Origin of the sequence: Coleofasciculus chthonoplastes PCC 7420, from assembly GCF_000155555.1 — a bacterium.
GTDB lineage: Bacteria > Cyanobacteriota > Cyanobacteriia > Cyanobacteriales > Coleofasciculaceae > Coleofasciculus > Coleofasciculus chthonoplastes_A.
Window position 1 is genome coordinate 195418 of sequence record NZ_DS989849.1, and the last position, 19663, is coordinate 215080.

At 43.6% G+C, this 19663-nt stretch carries 11 protein-coding genes; 3 read left to right on the forward strand and 8 right to left on the reverse strand.

Going from position 1 to position 19663, the window contains the following annotated elements; translation table 11 throughout:
• Positions 1 to 131 precede the first annotated feature (131 nt).
• Entirely contained in the window at positions 132 to 551 is a 420-nt protein-coding gene (locus tag MC7420_RS14340; RefSeq protein WP_006101051.1) for a hypothetical protein, read from the reverse strand.
• A gap of 412 nt (positions 552 to 963) precedes the next feature.
• On the reverse strand, positions 964 to 4314 hold the full coding sequence (locus tag MC7420_RS14345; RefSeq protein WP_006101034.1) for an ATP-binding protein: 3351 nt from the start codon (positions 4312 to 4314) through the stop codon (positions 964 to 966).
• Between the two features lie 718 nt (positions 4315 to 5032).
• Here MC7420_RS14345 and MC7420_RS14350 point away from each other — a divergent pair.
• Positions 5033 to 7738: a CHASE2 domain-containing protein gene (locus tag MC7420_RS14350; RefSeq protein WP_006101115.1), complete on the forward strand. Its 2706-nt coding sequence runs from the start codon at positions 5033 to 5035 to the stop codon at positions 7736 to 7738.
• Positions 7739 to 7846: 108 nt separating this feature from the next.
• On the opposite strand, the gene MC7420_RS35200 is transcribed toward MC7420_RS14350, so the two are convergent.
• On the reverse strand, positions 7847 to 8437 hold the full coding sequence (locus MC7420_RS35200; protein ID WP_052307475.1) for a DUF928 domain-containing protein: 591 nt from the start codon (positions 8435 to 8437) through the stop codon (positions 7847 to 7849).
• Between the two features lie 91 nt (positions 8438 to 8528).
• On the opposite strand from MC7420_RS35200, the gene MC7420_RS14360 reads away from it, so the two are divergent.
• Positions 8529 to 8747, forward strand: a complete 219-nt coding sequence (locus MC7420_RS14360; RefSeq protein ID WP_006101190.1) for a hypothetical protein — start codon at positions 8529 to 8531, stop codon at positions 8745 to 8747.
• Between the two features lie 61 nt (positions 8748 to 8808).
• On the opposite strand, the gene MC7420_RS14365 is transcribed toward MC7420_RS14360, so the two are convergent.
• Positions 8809 to 11409, reverse strand: a complete 2601-nt coding sequence (locus MC7420_RS14365; RefSeq protein ID WP_006101207.1) for a CHAT domain-containing protein — start codon at positions 11407 to 11409, stop codon at positions 8809 to 8811.
• Positions 11410 to 11870: 461 nt separating this feature from the next.
• Between MC7420_RS14365 and recJ the strand changes: the two genes are divergently transcribed.
• The gene (gene recJ, locus MC7420_RS14370) at positions 11871 to 14300 is read left to right on the forward strand and encodes a single-stranded-DNA-specific exonuclease RecJ (protein ID WP_006101113.1); all 2430 of its coding nucleotides are present in this window, start codon (positions 11871 to 11873) and stop codon (positions 14298 to 14300) included.
• A 1178-nt stretch (positions 14301 to 15478) separates the two neighbouring features.
• Here the strand turns inward: recJ and MC7420_RS14375 are convergent.
• The 4 genes from MC7420_RS14375 to MC7420_RS14390 form a co-directional block, all read right to left on the reverse strand.
• On the reverse strand, positions 15479 to 15811 hold the full coding sequence (locus MC7420_RS14375) for a hypothetical protein (protein ID WP_006101138.1): 333 nt from the start codon (positions 15809 to 15811) through the stop codon (positions 15479 to 15481).
• A gap of 135 nt (positions 15812 to 15946) precedes the next feature.
• Positions 15947 to 17380 carry a c-type cytochrome gene (locus MC7420_RS14380; RefSeq protein ID WP_006101072.1) on the reverse strand — a complete coding sequence of 478 codons (1434 nt, stop codon included), beginning with the start codon at positions 17378 to 17380 and terminating at the stop codon, positions 15947 to 15949.
• Positions 17381 to 17671: 291 nt separating this feature from the next.
• Complete coding sequence (locus MC7420_RS14385) at positions 17672 to 18097, reverse strand: hypothetical protein (protein WP_006101067.1); 426 nt, start codon at positions 18095 to 18097, stop codon at positions 17672 to 17674.
• Positions 18098 to 18114: 17 nt separating this feature from the next.
• Positions 18115 to 19572 carry a c-type cytochrome gene (locus MC7420_RS14390; RefSeq protein ID WP_006101226.1) on the reverse strand — a complete coding sequence of 486 codons (1458 nt, stop codon included), beginning with the start codon at positions 19570 to 19572 and terminating at the stop codon, positions 18115 to 18117.
• Between the last annotated feature and the right edge of the window lie 91 nt (positions 19573 to 19663).

The following is a 19663-nucleotide window of genomic DNA, read 5'->3' on the forward strand; positions in this document are numbered from 1 at the left end:
CTGTGACAGGCTTGTCACAACGCTATGACAAGCTTGCGATCGCACGATGATGCTGAATATCTCTAACTAGCTTGCAGTCAGGGCTTCAACACCCTATACTTTCCTGACGAGTAAGCGTCAATCGTTCACATTCAATACTCCTCAAATTCAATAGAATCCAGCAGACTAATACTGATTGGAGAGACATTCTGAGTCATTTCCGGCGAATTTTGGAATGCATCATTCTCGATATGCGGATAGTCGCATTGGAGAGAAGGTAGATGAGTTTGTGTTGGTGTACTGTCTTGCCTATCCTCTGGTAGCCCTAATATAGAATGATGGTGAGTAATCCAGCTATCGTTAACCTGTTGGATATGGCGCAGTTCATGTTGATTGGCGGTAAACAACCAATGTCCATCCGAATGAAAGGCAAAGACACTGGCTAGATGACAGTGATAGGATTCATAATACTTGGGACAACTTTCAGAGACAGAACATTGACTCTCGAAAAAGGGACAGTGTATGGTGGAACAAACATTAATTGTGGCTTTTTGACTGATAGAGCGTTTCATAGATTCACCCCCGCATGTTTTGATGAAGCAAAACTCTCCAGCTCTTGAGATGTGATGCTGTATACTTCAATGATATTTTCTGCCCTAGGCAATTGAACACCGCAAATCGCCAGAAGTTGCCTTGGGCTGTCCAAAAACAAGTTGGGGATCGTAACACTGATTTCACAGAGAGAGGCGTTAGTTCTAAATGGGCAAAGGATGAAAAGATAATTGACCCCAGATCAAAACCAGATAAACACTGTAGGGGCGACCCCCTGCACACAATTCACACCGCCACCTATTAATTCTATTGGGTCGCCCCCCGCCAGGTATCTGTAAAGGGGCGAGTCGAGATAGGTTAATTCTCACACCACCATATTTGAGCAGCGACTCGCCCCTACAACCGCGATCATCCCGACAATCCCGACAATCACTACCGAATAATAATATCCACCTCCGAGACTCCAGATCGCGCGGCTTGCTGACAACGCTGCTGGTAAAATTGAACCACGCGATCGCGATCGTCCCATTGCCACAGTTGAGTGAAAACCTGCTGCGCTTTGGTATACTCTTTCTCTACATACAGATGCACACCCCGTTCAAACTCCGTCCGAGTTTGTCGCTTTAGTTTAATCAGTGGCGGCGGGTTACCATCAAACACCTCAAAGATCGCGATCGGTTGGAGTTTTCCTTTCACCGTCACTCGACCTAAGAAACGATAACTATAATGGTGAGCATTTGTCAACCCATTTAACGTTTCTTCGCTAATTAAAATCTCCACCCCAAAAACCTTAGTTAATCCCTCCAAACGCGAGGCTAAATTCACCGCATCCGAAATCACTGTTGTATCCATTCGCTGAGACTCTCCCACCGTTCCCAACATTAAACTCCCTGTATGCAAACCAATCCCAATTGCAATCGGTTCATACCCACAGGTTTGACGGTGAGCATTATACAAACTGACTTGCTTTTGCATCTCAATTGCCGCTTGTACTGCATCATCAGCCATCTGGGGAAATAATGCCATTACCGCATCACCAATATATTTATCAATAAATCCACGATAATTGCGAATTACGGGACTCACACGACCTAAATACGAATTCAGAAAGTCAAAATTTGCTTTCGGTGATAATTGTTCCGACAAACTGGTAAATGAACGAATATCGGCAAATAAAATAGACATTTCTTTTTGCACCTGATCCCCTAATTGCACATCCACAATACTTTCTCGTTCCAAAAATTGCAGAAATTCATAAGGGACAAACCTTCCGTAAGCGGCATTGATTTTAGCTAAGCGGAGATGGGTTTTAATCCGGGCTAAAAGTTCATTCTTTAACACAGGCTTGGTTAAATAATCATTCGCGCCAACTGCAAATCCCTCCACTAAATCAGAAATCTGGTTTTTCGCCGTTAACAAGACAATCGGTAGTTCATTGGGGAGAAATTGTTCCCGCAGTTTTTTACACAGTTCATACCCCGTCATCTGCGGCATCATTATATCGAGCAAAATCAGATCCGGTTTGAACCCTAAGCGAATCAACTCTAACGCTTCCAAGGCACTAGAGGCTTGGGTAATCGCATAATTTTGCAACGACAGATGATTAACAATGACCTGAAGATTCGTGGGTTCATCATCCACAATTAAAATGTGGAAGGTTCCCTCTGGCGTGACAGCCGCCTCTTGAGCGATGAGAATGCGATCGGGGCTAACAGTTCGCGGTGTATAATCTTGCACCTTAGAGACTTCGATGGAGGATTGATAATCAACCTTACCCTGAGATAAAGGTAGTGTAAATGTAAAGCGTGACCCCACTCCTGGCGTAGAGTCAACCTTAATTATACCACCGTGAAGTTCAACCAGTTGTTTGGTAATTGCTAAACCTAATCCCGTTCCTCCATAGTGGCGAGTAATGGAACCATCGGCTTGTTCAAAGGATTCAAAAATGCGATTAATTTTGTCCGGTGAAATGCCAATTCCAGTGTCAACTACATGGATTTCCAGCCTATCATTGACTGGCGTTGCTGAAACTTCAATTGTTCCCTGTTCCGTAAACTTAATTGCATTGCTGACTAAGTTGTACAAAATCTGCTGGACACGATTTTCATCAGCATCAACCGGGGGAATATCCGGATTAATGCCATTGATTAACTCGATCGGTTTCTTACCCACCAGCGGTTGAGAAATGGTTAAAACCACATGGGTAACTTCTCGAATTCCGACGGGTTTAATATTCAGTTGCAGGTTATGGTGTTTGAGTTGCGAGAAATCGAGTAAATCATTAACCAACTGGTGCAATCGTCTGCCACTGGAAACAATGAGCGACAAGTTAAACCGAGTCGCATCCGATAGGTTTCCTGTTACTCCATCCATCAATGATTCGGCAATGCCAATGATTCCATTCAAGGGAGTTTTGAGTTCATGAGACGTGTTCGCTAAAAATTCATCCTTAAGCTGATCGAGTCGCTGTAATGCAGTATTTTTAGTTTCTAATTCTATGGCATAGTTTTGCAGCAGGTTACGCGCTTGGATGAATTGACGCTCTAACATAACGCCCAAGGTAAGAATAAAAAGTAATGTTCCCCAAGGATAAAGTTTTTGATACCAATTTACCCACTCTAGGCGATAAATCAAAATATCATTCATGGCAGATAGAGTAAGCAGACCAAAGCCTAATGTAAAGAGTTTGGCTTCAACGTTACCCGCCAGAGAAATTTGCACCGACTTAGTTAAAATAATTATCGCACTAGCTAAAAACAAGAATTGAGCCAAAGTGACGGTTTGACTCCAAGAAAAGGTGTGAGTGGTGACTAATGTTAACGCGGCTACCGCATAAGCTAGATGAATTTTCCAGAGATGGCGAATAATAGACTGGCATCTCATCTTAAACATTTCTTGAAAGAAAAGACAACCACTTACAGGAATCAGATAGAATGATGTATATTCCCAGAACCGTAAGGCTTCTAGATGATCAATAAAGACAGGGATAAAAAAAGACCGCGATAGGGTATATATCCCGATCATCGTTGTTAAAATACCAAAGTGAAAGTATGATTTTTTTTCGGGGCGGCTTAAAGACAATCCCAGAATGATTAATCCTAATGCAAAAAATAGAATGCCGAGTAATGTATGGCTTTGTTGTTGAAAGAAACGTTTAATTACAGTATTGTGATTACCCAAGACAACGCGATCAAACAATCCGATATAAATTGAAGCATTTTCTCCAACATACACCCGAAACAAGAGAGTTTGATGCTGAAATCCTGGCTCAAGTTGAACGAGTGGCAATTGATAGTCTGTTAGTGTGGCTTGATTGGCAGCATTGAGTGACCATTGATTATAGAGATGTTGCTCTCCTAAATATACGTCTAATATATAAGGAACAGCGCCAAAATAGAGAGTCGGGGAGTGCCATTCTCCAGCGGGTAAGGGTACACGCAACCACAGAATCTGGACATTTTTATGGCTTGGTTTGCGGATTTTTCCGGGAAACTGAAATGATTGCCATTGTTCAGACAATATCTGATTCTGCGTCCCTTCTGAAACCCTAGGTTGTTGTTGAGAAAAATCTCCCCAATGATATTGCCATCCCTGAGTGATTTCTATCAGTGACGATGAAACTGGCGCGACTGGAGATTGAGCTGAACCAGATACCGTGTAGACGACTAGGCAACTGAATAGTGTTAAAATAAATGCGCCTAGATAGGAAAGTCGAGGTTTTTGAGGTAGCCGATGTGAGCGCCATTGCTCCCACCGTTGCTTTATCCATGCACCCCTAGTCATAGTAGAGTCCCTGTTGTGATTGCTGCTATACTATTCCTATTGTGAGGCAAGCGGACAGAGTTGGCAGCATCTATACATCTGTAAATCTACTCTTGCGGAGTTGGTTGGCTCACCCGACAAGGCAATGGTCTTTATGCCACAATGAACCGATAAGTAGGTGGGAAAATTTACAGTTAATCGTGGGGATTGTCTTATGTCTTATGTAAGGGTTTGAAGTATATTTACAAAAATTAATATAGTTGGATTGATTTCTACTAACTTTCTTACTCCAGGTTCTAGTTAACTAACCAATTTTTAGGAATTGACAAAATGTCTCATTGATGCTTTTTGAATAAAGTTTACAAAGATCCTCAACTTTTATGATTTTTTACCTATTTTAATTTTTATATTCGAGGAGTTATCCTGAACTATTAATAAGGGCGGGTTTTGTTTTTCCGTTATTGGTAACCATCTAGGTTGAAGAAGGGCGGGTTTTGTTTTTCCGTTATTGGTAACCATCTAGTTGAAGAAGGGCGGGTTTTGTTTTTCCGTTATTGGTGAATAGCTGAATTTATTCCCTAAACCCGCCCCTACATCCGCCCCTACATCCGCCCCTACATCCGCCCCTACATCCGCACCGACAATATAACTATAACTTTTTATTGATGAATAACAAATGACGAATGACGAATGACGAATGACGAATGACAAATGACAAATGACGAATGACAAATGACAAATGACAAATTACCAAGTTGGCGGTAGTCTCAGACATGATGATCCTACCTATGTGGTGCGACAAGCAGACGCCCAACTTTATCAGGCGGTGAAAGCAGGTGAATTTTGTCATGTCCTTAGCCCTCGACAAATGGGCAAATCCTCTCTCCTTGTCAGAACAAAGTATCGCCTGGAAGCTGAAGGATTCCGCTGTGGAGTTCTGGATATGACCACAATTGGTGGCGAATATACAACCCCTGTGCAGTGGTATAAAGGCGTTGTCACGCAGTTATGGTTGGCGTTCAATCTGCGGGAAAAAATTCATTTAAAAACCTGGTGGAAAGAGCGAGACGATCTCTCATTTTTGCAACGATGCAGTCAGTTTATTGAAGAGGCTTTGCTCGGTCAATTTTCCAGTGAACGATTGGTCATTTTTATGGATGAAATTGATCGAATCCTGAGTATTAATTTCCCCATTGATGATTTTTGGGCTTTAATTCGCTTTTGCTATAATCAACGCGCTATTAATCCTGACTATAATCGGATTGTCTTTGCCTTCTTTGGTGTCGCTGCACCCTCAGACTTAATTCGCGATCGCAGCCGGACTTCATTTAATATTGGTCAAGCCATAGAACTGCAGGGGTTTAAACTGGAAGAAGTGCAACCCCTGATTCAAGGCTTAGCGGGAAACGTTGATAATCCGGAGACAATTGTTCAATCAATTTTAGCGTGGACATCGGGTCAGCCATTTCTTACCCAAAAGCTGTGTAATTTAGTCTGGAAAGCGGCAGAAAACACAGAACCGGAAAGCCTGATCATCCCGCCAAATCAAGAATATATGTGGGTAGAAAACCTGGTGCGATCGCGCATCATTAATAACTGGGCGTCTCAGGATGATCCGGAACATTTGAGAACGATTCAGAATCGCATTCAAGGCAATGGTCAACGGACGGGTAGAATGCTGGGCATTTATCAGCAGGTGTTACAAGGCGTAGAGATTGAGGCGGATGACTCGCGAGAAGTAACTGAACTTTTATTGTCGGGTTTGTTGGTTAAAAATAAGGGGATATTACAGGTAAAAAATAGAATTTATCAAGAAGTATTTAATCAAGTCTGGGTAACGAAAAAATTAGTTTCCCTGCGTCCTTATACTGAGGCTTTCAACGCCTGGATTACCTCCAGAAAACAGAAGCAAGCCCACCTACTACAAGGAGAAGCGTTAAGAGAGGCATTAACCTGGTCGCAGAATAAAAGTTTGAGTGATCTAGATTATCAGTTTTTAGCCGCGAGTCAAGAATTAAATCGACGGGACATTCAGAACGCCCTCAAAGCGATTGAAAAAGCCAATTCTCTGCTGTCATCGGCGACCAAGAAAGCTAAAACCGAACCAATCAGACATCGACTGTGGCGCGGATGGATTGGCGTGATCAGCCTTAGCACAACTACTCTGGTAATTCTGTTACGTTTAACCGGATTGTTGCAAGGTTTGGAATGGGATGTGTTGGATCAGTTTTTCCAAGTTCGCCCCTTAGAACCCCCTGATCCACGGATTGTAATTGTCACCATTGATGAAAACGATATCACTCAAGTTGGACAGTGGCCCCTCCCCGATGCGGTGTTAGCAGAGGCAATTACTCGATTAAATGCAGACAATCCGCGTGTGATTGGTTTAGATGTGTATCGAGATTTACCTGTCGAACCTGGACATCAAGAATTAGTTGAGCTATTTCAGTCTACTCCTAATCTGATTGGTGCCGAAAAAGTTGTTGGTAATTCCGTGAATCCCCCTCCCACGTTAAACCAGTCGGGGCAAATCGGTTTTGTGGATATGGTATTGGATGCAGATGGCAAAGTCCGCCGAGGGTTAATATCTGTTAAACGCGGCGATAAACTTCACCTGAGTTTCAGCTTAAAACTAGCATTGCACTATCTAGAAACCCAAGGAATTACACCTCAAACTCAAGCACAGCATCATTGGCAATTGGGTCAGGCAATTTTTTCACCGTTGGATAAAAATGATGGCGGCTATGTGCGGGTGAATACTGGGGGTTATCAGATCCTATTAAACTATCGTGGCAGGTTAGAGGATTTTTACACCATCTCGCTTACCGATTTACTAGAAAATCGGATTCCCGTAGACTTAAAGCGTGATAATGGGTTTACCGGACGGGTTATTTTAATTGGCGCGATCGCAACTAGCCTGAAGGATTTTTTCTATACCCCTTACAGTGGGAGTTTGTCTCGCACACCACAAGGGATGGCGGGTGTAGTGGTTCATGCTAATTTAACCAGCCAGATTTTAAGTGCAGCCCTCGATAATCGTCCCCTAATCCTGACATGGAGTGAATTCCAAGAGGGGTTGTGGGTTTTGGTGTGGTCTTTAATCGGTACAGTATTAAGTTGGCGGTTACAGTCTCCTCAGCGGGTGGCGTTGGGAATTGCGATCGCAGGTTTAGTATTAGTCGCCATCGCCTATAACGCCTTCTTACAGGGGTGGTGGATACCTGTGATTCCACCAATCCTAGGATTAATTCTATCCGCGATCGCACTGTCTTGGTTTACCAGCAAGCAAATCGAAAAACTCCAACTCCGTCGCATTCTGGAGTTACTCGCCCAAGACTACTCCACATCTCCGGCGGCTGTACGGATTGCTCTAGAATATCTGAAAAAGTCAGAACGCGAAAGCAATCACGCCTTGATTGAAAAATGTCTCCCGAATAGGGAATAGGGGTAATAGGCGTGTAGGGGCGGGTTTTACAGCTAACATTTTACTACAAACCGATAACTTAACTAAACCCGCCCCGTCTCAACAACAAATGACCAATGACAAATACTCTTAATTTACAGTAATTTGTTGAGATTCAACGCGCTCAATTATGCCATGTAAAGTCGGGTCATTAGGATCAAGAGACTGTTGACAAATTAAGCTGATCGACCATTGATATGGCGTATTTGTCTTTAGATCAGGCGCATCTTCGGGTAAAGGGAAGCTAAACTCATTCCCTATTGCTGTTGTTGGTAAAGTGATGATGGTTTGGTAATCATACTCTTCTTCGTTCTCAGCATTCTTTAAACTAAAAAACACCTTCTGTGCTGCCGTTTCCGGGATGTACAGTGAGAAGGTAGGACGTTGCGCGATCGTTTTATTTTCAACTGGCGCTAGAACCGAAAATCCGGGTTCATCTGCCGTGGCATTATCGTTTGTACAATGACCGCCATCACGAGTTCCTGCTCCTTTTGTATCATCATCTGGACTGTCATCTCCAGGAGGTGTAAAAGGTTCATTATTATTTAGATCTTCCACAGCTTGAGTGTGGGCAACCAGACTAGGAACAATCGCCAATTCTAAAGATAGGGTGATGGACAATAGAATTAAAGCGAAACGCCAACTAAGCCACTTTACACTGAAAAAATGAAAGGGTTTCATGGGTCTAAAATTGATACAGTGGTCTAAAATTAATACAGTTACTCTAGAGATAGACTCGTTTAAGTGACGGTCTATCCACCTGAAGATTTAATTGTTTTTTTCGGCAATAGATTCCGAAATTGCTGTTACCCTATTTGTGGAGTTGTCTAAAACTTGTATTATAACATTTAGCCAAAATAGCATCCACCAAAAGGCAGAAGACAGAGGGACTGGCGGAGCTGGGGGAGATGGGGAAGATGAGGAAGATGGGGAAGATGAGGGAGATTGTGTAGGGGCGGGTTTTACCACTAACGTTTCGTTTTCACCCTGATATAACTAAACCCGCCCCGACCTGACCGTTCAATTATCACAAATGACAAATGACAAATGACTTATAACCAATTGCCAACTAAAATAAAGGGTGCCCAGTAGTAGGGATGCTGGTATTGATTTTGCCGGAGTAGAAATAACTGAGCTTGTCGCAAGGCTTCAGCGCGATTAATATCAGGTTGAGTTAAATTGTTATACAGTTGAATCATCGCCTGAGCCGTCGATTGATCTTTAACAGACCATAATGTGCCAATAGTACTGCGGGTTCCCGATCGCACAGCTAATCCTGCTAATCCTAACGCCGCTCGTTGATCACCATTTGCGGTTTGGCAAGCACTGAGAACCAGGAGTTCAATCGGGGGGAAATTGTCTTGGTTTCTACCTTTGAGGAGTTGAGATAAGGTATTGGCATTAAACCGTTTATCCCAGGTAAGAATAAACGTGTCTTCCGGGTTAGAACTAAATTGACCATGGGTAGCCAGGTGAACCACACTCACCGGAAGTGTGTTAATTTTGTTCTCTAAGGCGGTGCTGGTAAAGGCTTGATTTAATAGAACATTCGATGGAATATTTGTACTAACTTGTTCAATTTCATCTTCCACTGCGGGTAACGCCGAAAACCCCAGACGTGCTTGACTTAATCCGGCGGTAAGTGAGCGCAGTTGAAATTGGGTTAGCGATCGCGGTTCGAGTAATTGTAATCCTGGTGTTAAGGCAATGCTATACTTCTCGATTAAATACTGTTGACCATCATGAAGTGCCGCCATTGGTACATTCCGCAACACGCCATCGAGAACAAAGACTAAAGTTTTAATATCCTGTTGAGCTAACTGAGTTTCTATTGGTCGAATCAACCAGTCATAAATGGTTTGAGAAATAGCAAGCCGTTTGCGGTTGGAATAGGCGATATTCATTGACTGTCGCAGTTGATTCACCGTCTGTTCAATCTCAGCTTGGGATAACTCTGTGTTGTAGGTTTCTAAGGGTTGTCCAGGTAAGGAAAGAATCACCGCAATCCGGTCAGGTAAAATAATCGGATAAATTACCGCCGTTTGGGTATCGCTGTCCTCAATAACCGTATCAATTTGCTCGGCTTTAGCATTTAAGCAGGAGGTGCGAAAGTAATTCTCCAATTCGGCTAACTGGAGGGATTCAATCACATTACGCGCCTGCTTGAGATTATCGGGTGAGGAACTTTGTAATAAGAGACGGACTAAATTCCGGTAGATGGGTTCAATTTGTTCTTGAAACGAAAACCGCACATCGGGGTTCATCGCGACTAAATCTCCCCGAATCGATTGTAGTAGATCAAAGGCGTCTTGGTTAGCAGTAATCGCGGCTTTCAGGTCTCCATTTTGCTGATAAAGTTGGGTCAGTTGCCATTGCCATTGATAGGAAATATCTCTGGCGTTAATGGTTTTGGAAAAGAATAGGGCTTGTTGGATTAAACGTTGAGCTTCTAACCCTTGTTGGTTGGTTTTATAGAGTTTTCCTAGGGTTCCTAGAGCTAAGGATTCAGCGCGGGTGTCATTTAATGCTTTAGCTTGAGCAATGGTTTTGGCGAGGAGTTGAGCGATGTCTTCTGATGTGATAGATTCTGGAGAATATCCCGCTGAATTGTCTAGGAGTTCGATTAAACTTTCTGCCCAATTCACCTGAGCATAGATAGCATATCGACTGGGAGATAATTGGGAGAGATTGTGCTGAATTGGGGTAAATAAATCTTGGGATTGATTAAACGGCTGTTGACTAATCAGTAACTTAAATTGGTTGAGTTGGGCTTCGAGTTGGTTTAAGGGATTGGTTGCCGTTTTTGCCGCTTTATGGTAATAATTTATCGCGGCATCCCGATCGCCTAACACTCGTGCCGTATTACCCAGATTCAAGAAAGCGGCGCTGATATCAGCGGGAGAATTGAGGGTTTGCGCGATCGCTAAACTCTGGTTAAGCACGTTTTGGGCATCATCTAATTCTCCAATCGCTTGCCAAACCATCCCCAGGCTGCGTAATCCGGTGGCTTTAATTAGCGAATCCGGCTGTAGCGTTAGCGCTTGCTGTACCCGTTCTAAGACTTGTTGCGATCGCCGAAACATCCCCAAGCTTTGCAAGGCTTGCGCCTGATTGATTTGACACCCTAAAACCCCGATAGCATCATCATCCTGGGAGTAAGCTGTCTCGGCGGCTTTCCAAGTTTGCAACGCAGCTTCCGATTGTCCGGTTGCCAATTGCAGACTGCCTTTGGTATTTAATACTTGTGCCAAGAGTGCAGGATCAGTGGGAGTGGGTAGGAGGTTCAGACTTTCCTCAATCGCCGCCTTTGCCTGTTCCCACTGTCCCAGATGTTGATAGGCAAGGGACAAATAATTTAAACTTATTGCCTGGTTAGTGCGATCGCCTGCTTGTTGGTAAACCTGTTCCGCTTCTTGCCACGCCAGTACTGCATCAGCAAAGCGTCCCCGATCATAGTCAGTTTTACCTTGGCTTAATCGGCTTACTGGATCAAGAGATTGAGCCAGATGAGAGTCCTGTTGTATGATATCCGACTGAAGGAGAGTCGAGGCATTTCCCAGGGCGACAGGAGATGCGATTACCGCCACAACGGTTAACCAGGCTAATCCTAAAAATAGTAGTCGCTTCCTAGCACGTCTTCCCAACCATCCCATAGATCCCATCCTGAATTTAAGCGTCTCAATCAGAGCAAGTTTCGTTGCCCTTAAACCTTTATCTTACTCGGCGAGAAGACCTCGCCCATACTTCGTATGCTCTCATTAAGTTTTCCCTTTTTCTTGAGTAAAGAATATTTACTATGAGCAATTCCTCGCACCTTTTTCTCTATTTCTTTTTTGTATTTTAGTTTCGCTGCCTGCCTTTTTTAAAACTTTCTTTGCTTGAAGAGCCTATTAAGTTATGTAAACACCCCTCCAACCCTTACATAAACGTAGCTTGCTTCTCGCGAAGCGAGTTCTCCACCGTTCACATTAATTGTCCCCACCTACTTACCCAATTTAAAGGCGTGACCGCTTATTTCCAGCATAAAACAAGCTAATATTTTCATACGGGCGTTCTTTCAACTCACGCCGTCGAACCGTCAACCGTCTCCCCTAACTCTCCTCCCCGCCGACTTATGCCTCAACCCCAATGGCACGTTCAACCCTCTCCAGATGTTCCCCAATGGTTCCTCGATGCGGTTAAATCCTACGCCCCCGCATCAGAAGGATATTACGCCGCCCAATTATTATGGCAACGCGGAATTCGGGAGTTAAATCAATTAGCTGGATTTATTAATCCCGATTTATATCAACCCGCGAGTCCCTTTGAATTTGGTCAGGAAATGAAACGGGCAGTACAGCGATTGCAACAAGCACGGGATAAGGGAAAAAAAGTAGCAATTTGGGGAGACTTTGACGCCGATGGAATTACCGCAACCAGCGTTTTATGGGACGGATTGGGGCAGTTTTTACCGCAGAATCAACACCTTACCTATTACATTCCCAATCGTCTCACGGAATCTCACGGATTGAATTGTCCGGGAATTGACCAACTCGCAGAATCGGGAACTCAACTGATTGTCACCTGCGATACAGGCAGCACTAATCTCAGCGAAATTGACTATGCTGATCAGTTAGGCATAGACATTATTATTACCGATCATCATACCTTACCAGAGGAGCGACCGAACGTCGTTTCGATTATTAACCCCCGCTATTTTGCCGAAACCCATCCCCTGTTTCATCTTTCTGGTGTAGCGGTAGCGTATAAATTAGTTGAGGCACTGTATCAAACATTACCCGATATTCCCCAACAACCTTTAGAAGATTTATTAGATTTAGTAGCAATTGGTTTAATTGCTGATTTAGTCCAACTGAGTGGTGATTGTCGCTATTTAGCCCAACGGGGAATTCAAACGCTACAGCAACAATTGAAAACCCGCACCCGTCCCGGTGTAGCTAAACTTTTAGAACTCTGTCAGCGCAGTGGCGATCGCCCCACGGATATTTCCTTTGGCTTAGGTCCAAGAATTAATGCCGTGAGTCGGATTCAGGGGGATGCATCTTTTTGTGTGGAATTATTAACCCGTCGCGATGAAACCTATACTCAAACCTTAGCCTTAGAAACAGAATTAGCTAATAGCCGCCGCAAATCCTTACAGAAAGATATTACGGAACAGGTTAAACGGAAACTGGCACAACTTGACCTTTCAACAACCTGTGTTATTGTTCTAGATGATCCCCAATGGTCAGCAGGCGTTTTAGGCTTAGTCGCGGGTCAAATTGCCCAAGAATATGGACGCCCGACAGTTTTATTAAGTACAGGTGAAGAGTGGGGCGGCGAAGGGTCAACACTTAACACTTCGCCGATCGCCAGAGGATCTGCCCGTTCAGTGAATGGAATTGATTTGTATGAATTAGTCCAATCCCAAGAACACCTATTACACCGATTCGGCGGACATCCCTTTGCTGCTGGGTTAAGTTTACCTGTAGAAAATATTCCCTTATTTAGCGAAGGGATTAATCAAAAGTTACGTCAACAACTCGCCGCCCAAGACGCCTTATTAGCCCCAGTTGTTACTGCTGATATTGTCGTCACGGTTGCGGCTTTAGGCAAACCATTATTCCAGGAACTTAAACTCTTAGAACCTTGTGGCATGGGTAATCCGGTTCCCAAACTGCTAATTGAAAACTGCTGGTTTGAATCAGTTTGGAATCGGAATACTCAGGATTTGAAAGGAAAAAAAGTGCAATATATTAAAACTGAATTAGAAATCTGGGATGATTCCACAAGTGTGGGATTTCCCGGTATCTGGTGGGGACATTATCGCGATGAAGTTCCCAAAGGTCGATGTAATGCGATTGTGGAACTGGACTATAATAACTTCAAAAAACGTCCTGAAGTGCGCTTAGTCGCCGTTCAATCGGGGGATAGGATTTCCTCGTTTAATCTTCCCAATCAACTGGATTGGATTTTAGATTGGCGCGATGGAATGCAGGAGGATAGTGAGAACCTGCTGTCGATGTCCAATCCTTTGACGCCACCCGCCTTAGTGGGCGAACCAAGGGAAACGCCCACACCTGAACCCAGTGATCCATTAACCGTTCGCGACTGTCCCACCAGTTGGGATGAATTGCAACTCTGGTTTAGACGGGCGATGCAAAGCGAACGAAAATTAGCGATCGCCTATCCGCCACCGCCTCAACTCTCCTCCCGCCAGGTTTGGGAGAAATTAGTCGGACTCGCTAAATTCCTCAGTCGCACCGGGAAATCCGCTACCCTAGGGCAATTGCAAGACAAGTTAGAATTAAGCGATCGCACCTTACATCGGGGACTCACCGCCCTTTCCGGTTTAGGGTTTCAGGTGAAACACCAAGGCGGGTCAATCCAAATTAGTGGGTCAATGGGGGAGTGGGATGGAGACGCGATCGATCCAACCACAAAAGAAAGCATTCAACACTTTTTATCGGCTATCGAAGAAGAACAATTTTTGCGTCAGTATTTTTATCAGGTTCCCTTGTCCACCATTCATGGAATGTTAGCGCTATCAACAAATAATAAATAGGGTCTGCTGAATAAGTCTTGTGGTGGGGGAAGAGAGCAGAGGGAGCAGAGGGAGCAGAGGGAGCAGGGGTAGCAATGGTACATTTTCCCTGATAGTGGTGCAAGGATATGAAAAGGTTTGACCGGACATAATATGAACCCGTTTAAACGGGTTTTAGCTTTTAGCCGGAACTTTAGTTCCCGGCTTAGTGCGAGATTAAGCGTTTATCATCAATGGTTCAACATTTATAGCAAAGACAGCGCAACTACAAACTTAACCCGACATAATATAAACCCGTTTAAACGGGTTTTAGCTTTTAGCCGGAACTTTAGTTCCCGGCTTAGTGCGAGATTAAGCGTTTATCATCAATGGTTCAACATTTACAGCAAAGACAGCGCAACTACAAACTTAACCGGACATAATATGAACCCGTTTAAACGGGTTTTAGCTTTTAGCCGGAACTTTAGTTCCCGGCTTAGTGCGAGATTAAGCGTTTATCATCAATAGTTCAACATTTATAGCAAAGACAGCGCAACTACAAACTTAACCCGACATAATATGAACCCGTTTAAACGGGTTTTAGCTTTTAGCCGGAACTTTAGTTCCCGGCTTAGTGCGAGATTAAGCGTTTATCATCAATGGTTCAACATTTACAGCAAAGACAGCGCAACTACAAACTTAACCCGACATAATATAAACCCGTTTAAACGGGTTTTAGCTTTTAGCCGGAACTTTAGTTCCCGGCTTAGTGCGAGATTAAGCGTTTATCATCAATGGTTCAACATTTACAGCAAAGACAGCGCAACTACAAACTTAACCGGACATAATATGAACCCGTTTAAACGGGTTTTAGCTTTTAGCCGGAACTTTAGTTCCCGGCTTAGTGCGAGATTAAGCGTTTATCATCAATGGTTCAACATTTACAGCAAAGACAGCGCAACTACAAACTTAACCGGACATAATATGAACCCGTTTAAACGGGTTTTAGCTTTTAGCCGGAACTTTAGTTCCCGGCTTAGTGCGAGATTAAGCGTTTATCATCAATGGTTCAACATTTACAGCAAAGACAGCGCAACTACAAACCTAACCGGACATAATATGAACCCGTTTAAACGGGTTTTAGCTTTTAGCCGGAACTTTAGTTCCCGGCTTGATGCCAGATTAAGCGTTTATCATCAATAGTTCAACATTTATAGCTTTCAAATTTGACGAAAACGCAGCATCTGCAAAAGTTCCTCAGTATCCATTTCCAACCCTTCAGCAATATACTCTAATTCAGTATCAGTTGGTCTTGCCCCATCTTTAATTTCCTGGAGTCGGGCATCTGAGATAGGTGGATTCTCTTTATACTCTTCAGTCCATTCCAACCCTGCCACTAAGTCACTCAGTAGTGGCTTACCTAAAGCATCAACACGTTGTTGAATTCGCGCAGTTGTCGCCTTTTGCAGCGTTCGCAGTTCATCCATCCTTAAATGATCCAGGCTATCCAGGATTTTTTGCAGCGTTAGTTGTGTTTTATTGGAGTCAGTCATGGGATTTATAATCACCCCTTAACAAATAAAGGGTACAGGAGTGCAGGTTTGTCGGCTTTACCCTTACGCCAAAATCTTACCATTTTTTAGGGGATGTGTTGACAAAGAACAAATGACAAAAGACAAATAACAACATTAAAGCGTCTTCAAATACTCAATCAACGCCAACTTATCCTCAGCCGCCAACTCGGTGCCATAAACATGACCTTGATTACTATTTGCCGTCACCCTTGTATCATATTTAAATCCCTCTTTCTCCGCCGCTACGCCTTCAGCAACAAAGCCCACTTTTTCCGGATTATACACATCATATCCTCTGTAAAACACCATCGTCCGCTGCTCCGGTATCTCCAACAAATCCGTTAAATAGGGGACAGAACCATTATGCAAATAGGGCGCTCTTAACCACAACCCATCCAAGGCTACCGCCACATATCCATTAGTTTTGCGAAGCTGATCAAAATCCCAATCATACCCCTCGGCAAACTCATTATACGCATCAGCCGCTGCTTGCGTCCACATATCTAAACGATAACGGTCTGTACCAATCTCATCAATGGGAATAACGGTTCCGGTGCGTTCGCCACCAAATGCATGACAAGAGGCGCAGTTACTCTCAAAAATTTGACTCCCTTTTGCGGCTAAACCTTGGTCAATCGTGTACGGATATTTCGGCGGCGGTAATTGACGAATATAATCCTCCACCCGCTTTAATCCCTGAATATTAATTGACTCCTTCGTCGCCCCATCACCAATCGCCCCAGTGTTCACAGTTTCTGTGAGTGATGTTTCTAACCCATCCCAATGTAAGGCAAATCCTTCATGTTGATTTTGATTCCAAATCGACATCATATCCGAGTTGCCAATGGTATCATCGACAGGCAACCCCAAAACTCGAAACTTCACCGGATTAAAGGGGGCAATGCGTCCGGGTCCTTGGTCGGGTCGTTCTTCCATCCAGGCAAAGGTTTCTTTAAGTTCTAATAATTCTTTCCGGGTGCGGGGAATAATAATAAACCGATAGAGTAGCTTGTCAAACAAAGATAGGTCATAATTATAGCTAATTTCATCTAAGATATAGTCTGCATTAAATCGAGGATCAGTAGCACAGTCACCCAGAAAGCGAATATACCCTTGCAGATGAAATTTATTTGAAGGTCCACCTGGAACAATCGTTGGTTTATCTTTGGGGGTTTGGCGATAGGTGGCACTATGACAAAGCGCACAGGTTATCCCTTGGCGGGGAAAGCCGATAATTTTTTTAGAAAAGCCAACGGGTAATTCTTGTCCTTCTTCCCAGGTAATGCCGAGAGAGGTATAGCCACCGGGTTTGGGGAGTTTATCGGGAAAAATTCGAGGTAATACTAACCAAATCCAATAGGGAACACCTTCGGCATTTTCGCTGCCAATTGATCCGTATTTAAAATGATCCTCGACTGATTCGTAATAGGTATCTACTTCGCGAAAAAGGTTATACCATGCCAGATATCCGACACTACCAATTAGCAATATTAGAATGATTGCGATCGCGGTAATGGTTCGTCCAATTTTTGATGGTGTACTTTCCATAAAATTGTTCCTTTATTTCTTGACTTGAATTAATTCGTATTCTGTTTCATCAAAAATCTGTAGGGGGAAGCATCCCAGTTAGGCAAATTGAGAGAGTAGAAGGCGACCCTATCTATAGCAAAAGCCAGAAGGCGCTAAGGCAGAGAGCAGACAATTTATTATTGGTACAGGTTTGTTTCAGCCTTAAATGTCCTAAGCTTTATGGCAACCGCTATAATTGAGTAAACTCCAATTGTTAAGGAATGCAATCGGGTCGTCCCTACCCATTCAACTTCTGCAAAAATGACCGATTTAGGAAAACTCTTGAACGGTTTCCGGCATTTCAGGTTGTTGAGTTTTCATCGCCAAAAATAACAGAGTTCCTTGGACAATCACGAAGAAGGCATCAACTAAAGCAATTGTGATAAATCCTAAATCTTGCCCAAAGAACAAAACAGCACTCAGGAAGAAGGTAGCGCCCGCGCCGCGTGTGACGACCACTGACATCCAAGCTGTTGCTTTGTAACGATAAGGATCAATTGCCCCCGGAATATACAAAATACTTAGTTCCAGTAGTAAGAGTCCAGCCGCCCTTACCCAGATAATTGGCACGGGTATTTGCATCTTTAATAGCGAAAGTAGAACCTCTGGAAAAAAGCAGAGGGGAATTATAAAAAACATATTCACCACAATGCCTAACCAGACCATGCGACTAAACCATTTTGCATAAGGATTCATGATGTTTACTCCTGATTCTAAAGTGTTTTCAGATACTCAACCAACGCGGCTTTATCCTCCGACGAGAAGTTAGTGCCATACAGATGACCCCTGTTACTATTGCCAGGTACAGTCGTGTCAAACTTAAAATACGGCGTCCCCTTCTCTTGGGCAATGGTTGAGACAAAACCGACATTCTCTTGATCAAACACATCATACCCGCGATAGAATACTTGAGGACGGTCGTCTGGAGCCTCTAACAAGTCTCGTAACGTCGGTACAGACCCATTGTGCAAATAAGGCGATCGCAACCAGATTCCATCTAATGGCATGTTGGCATAACCATCGGTCTTACGGAAATTCTTGAACCGTTCCGGCGTCCCGACAAACAGGGTATTTTGATTAGACAGTAACTCGTATGTATAAGAATCCAACCGATGCGGGTCAGTACCAATTTCCCCAATCGGCGTCACTTTACCAACCTTCGCCCCGCCAAAGGCATGACAACTGGCACAATTATTTTGATAAATTGGCTGACCCTTAGCTGCTAATTCCCGATTAATCGCGTATGGATAAGTCGGTGATGAAAGTTCCCACAACCAATCTTCAATCCGTTTAATCCGTTCCAAATCCGCTGTAACTGGTGTCACCCCTGCACCCAAAGCCGCACTTAAATTACGTTCATGAACCGATTTATTATCCCCATCCCAATGCAGTTGCAATCCTTCACGGGGTTTTTGATTCCAGATAGAGGGTAAATCCGCCGTGCCAATTTTTTCATCCTCTTCCAACTCGTCCATCGGGAAGCTAAATTGAATTGATTTATAAGGATTAAACGTATCCACCCGTCCTGGACCCCAATCCGGTTGTTCATTTAAAAAAGCCAGTTGACTTGCTTGAGTAATCAACGCATCTCTTGTTTGGGGAATAACCAGATAGCGGTAAATTAATTTCTGAATCGGATTAAACGTTCCCCCTTGGGCGTCAATTTCGGCTAAGATTCGGTTAGGAGTGAATCGTTCATCCAAAGCCGTTTTGCCCAGAAACTGAATATACCCTTGTAGATTTACCGTATTTGAGGGCATCGTGGGGATAATTTGAGGTTCACTTTCAGGCGTATCCCGCAGTGAACCCACATGACAAATCGCACAATTTAAGCCAACGCGGTCAATCAAGACACGACGCTGAGAAAACCCAATGGGGCGGTCTTTTCCGGATTCGTAAAGAAAGCCCAACGATTGATAGCCTTCACCGGGTAATTTGTCAGGAAATACGGCGGGTAAAACTTTCCAAATCCAGTAAGGTACTCCATTTTCTGGTTCACTGCCAATTGAACCATATTTAAAGTGATTGTTAATATCATCATAATCGACAGGATTATTTAAGACTAGGGGAGAAACTAAACCAATAATTGTAGCGAGTATAACTCCCGCAATCACAATCAATAGTTTTTTAAAAGTCTTTCCCGTTGACTTTAATGGCGTTGATTCTTCCATGATTAAGAATTAGTGATTGGTGATTTAAGCTATTCTGCATTTAAACCTTAATGTCAGCTAAAAAGGGCTGAAGCCCTCACTACGAAGCCAA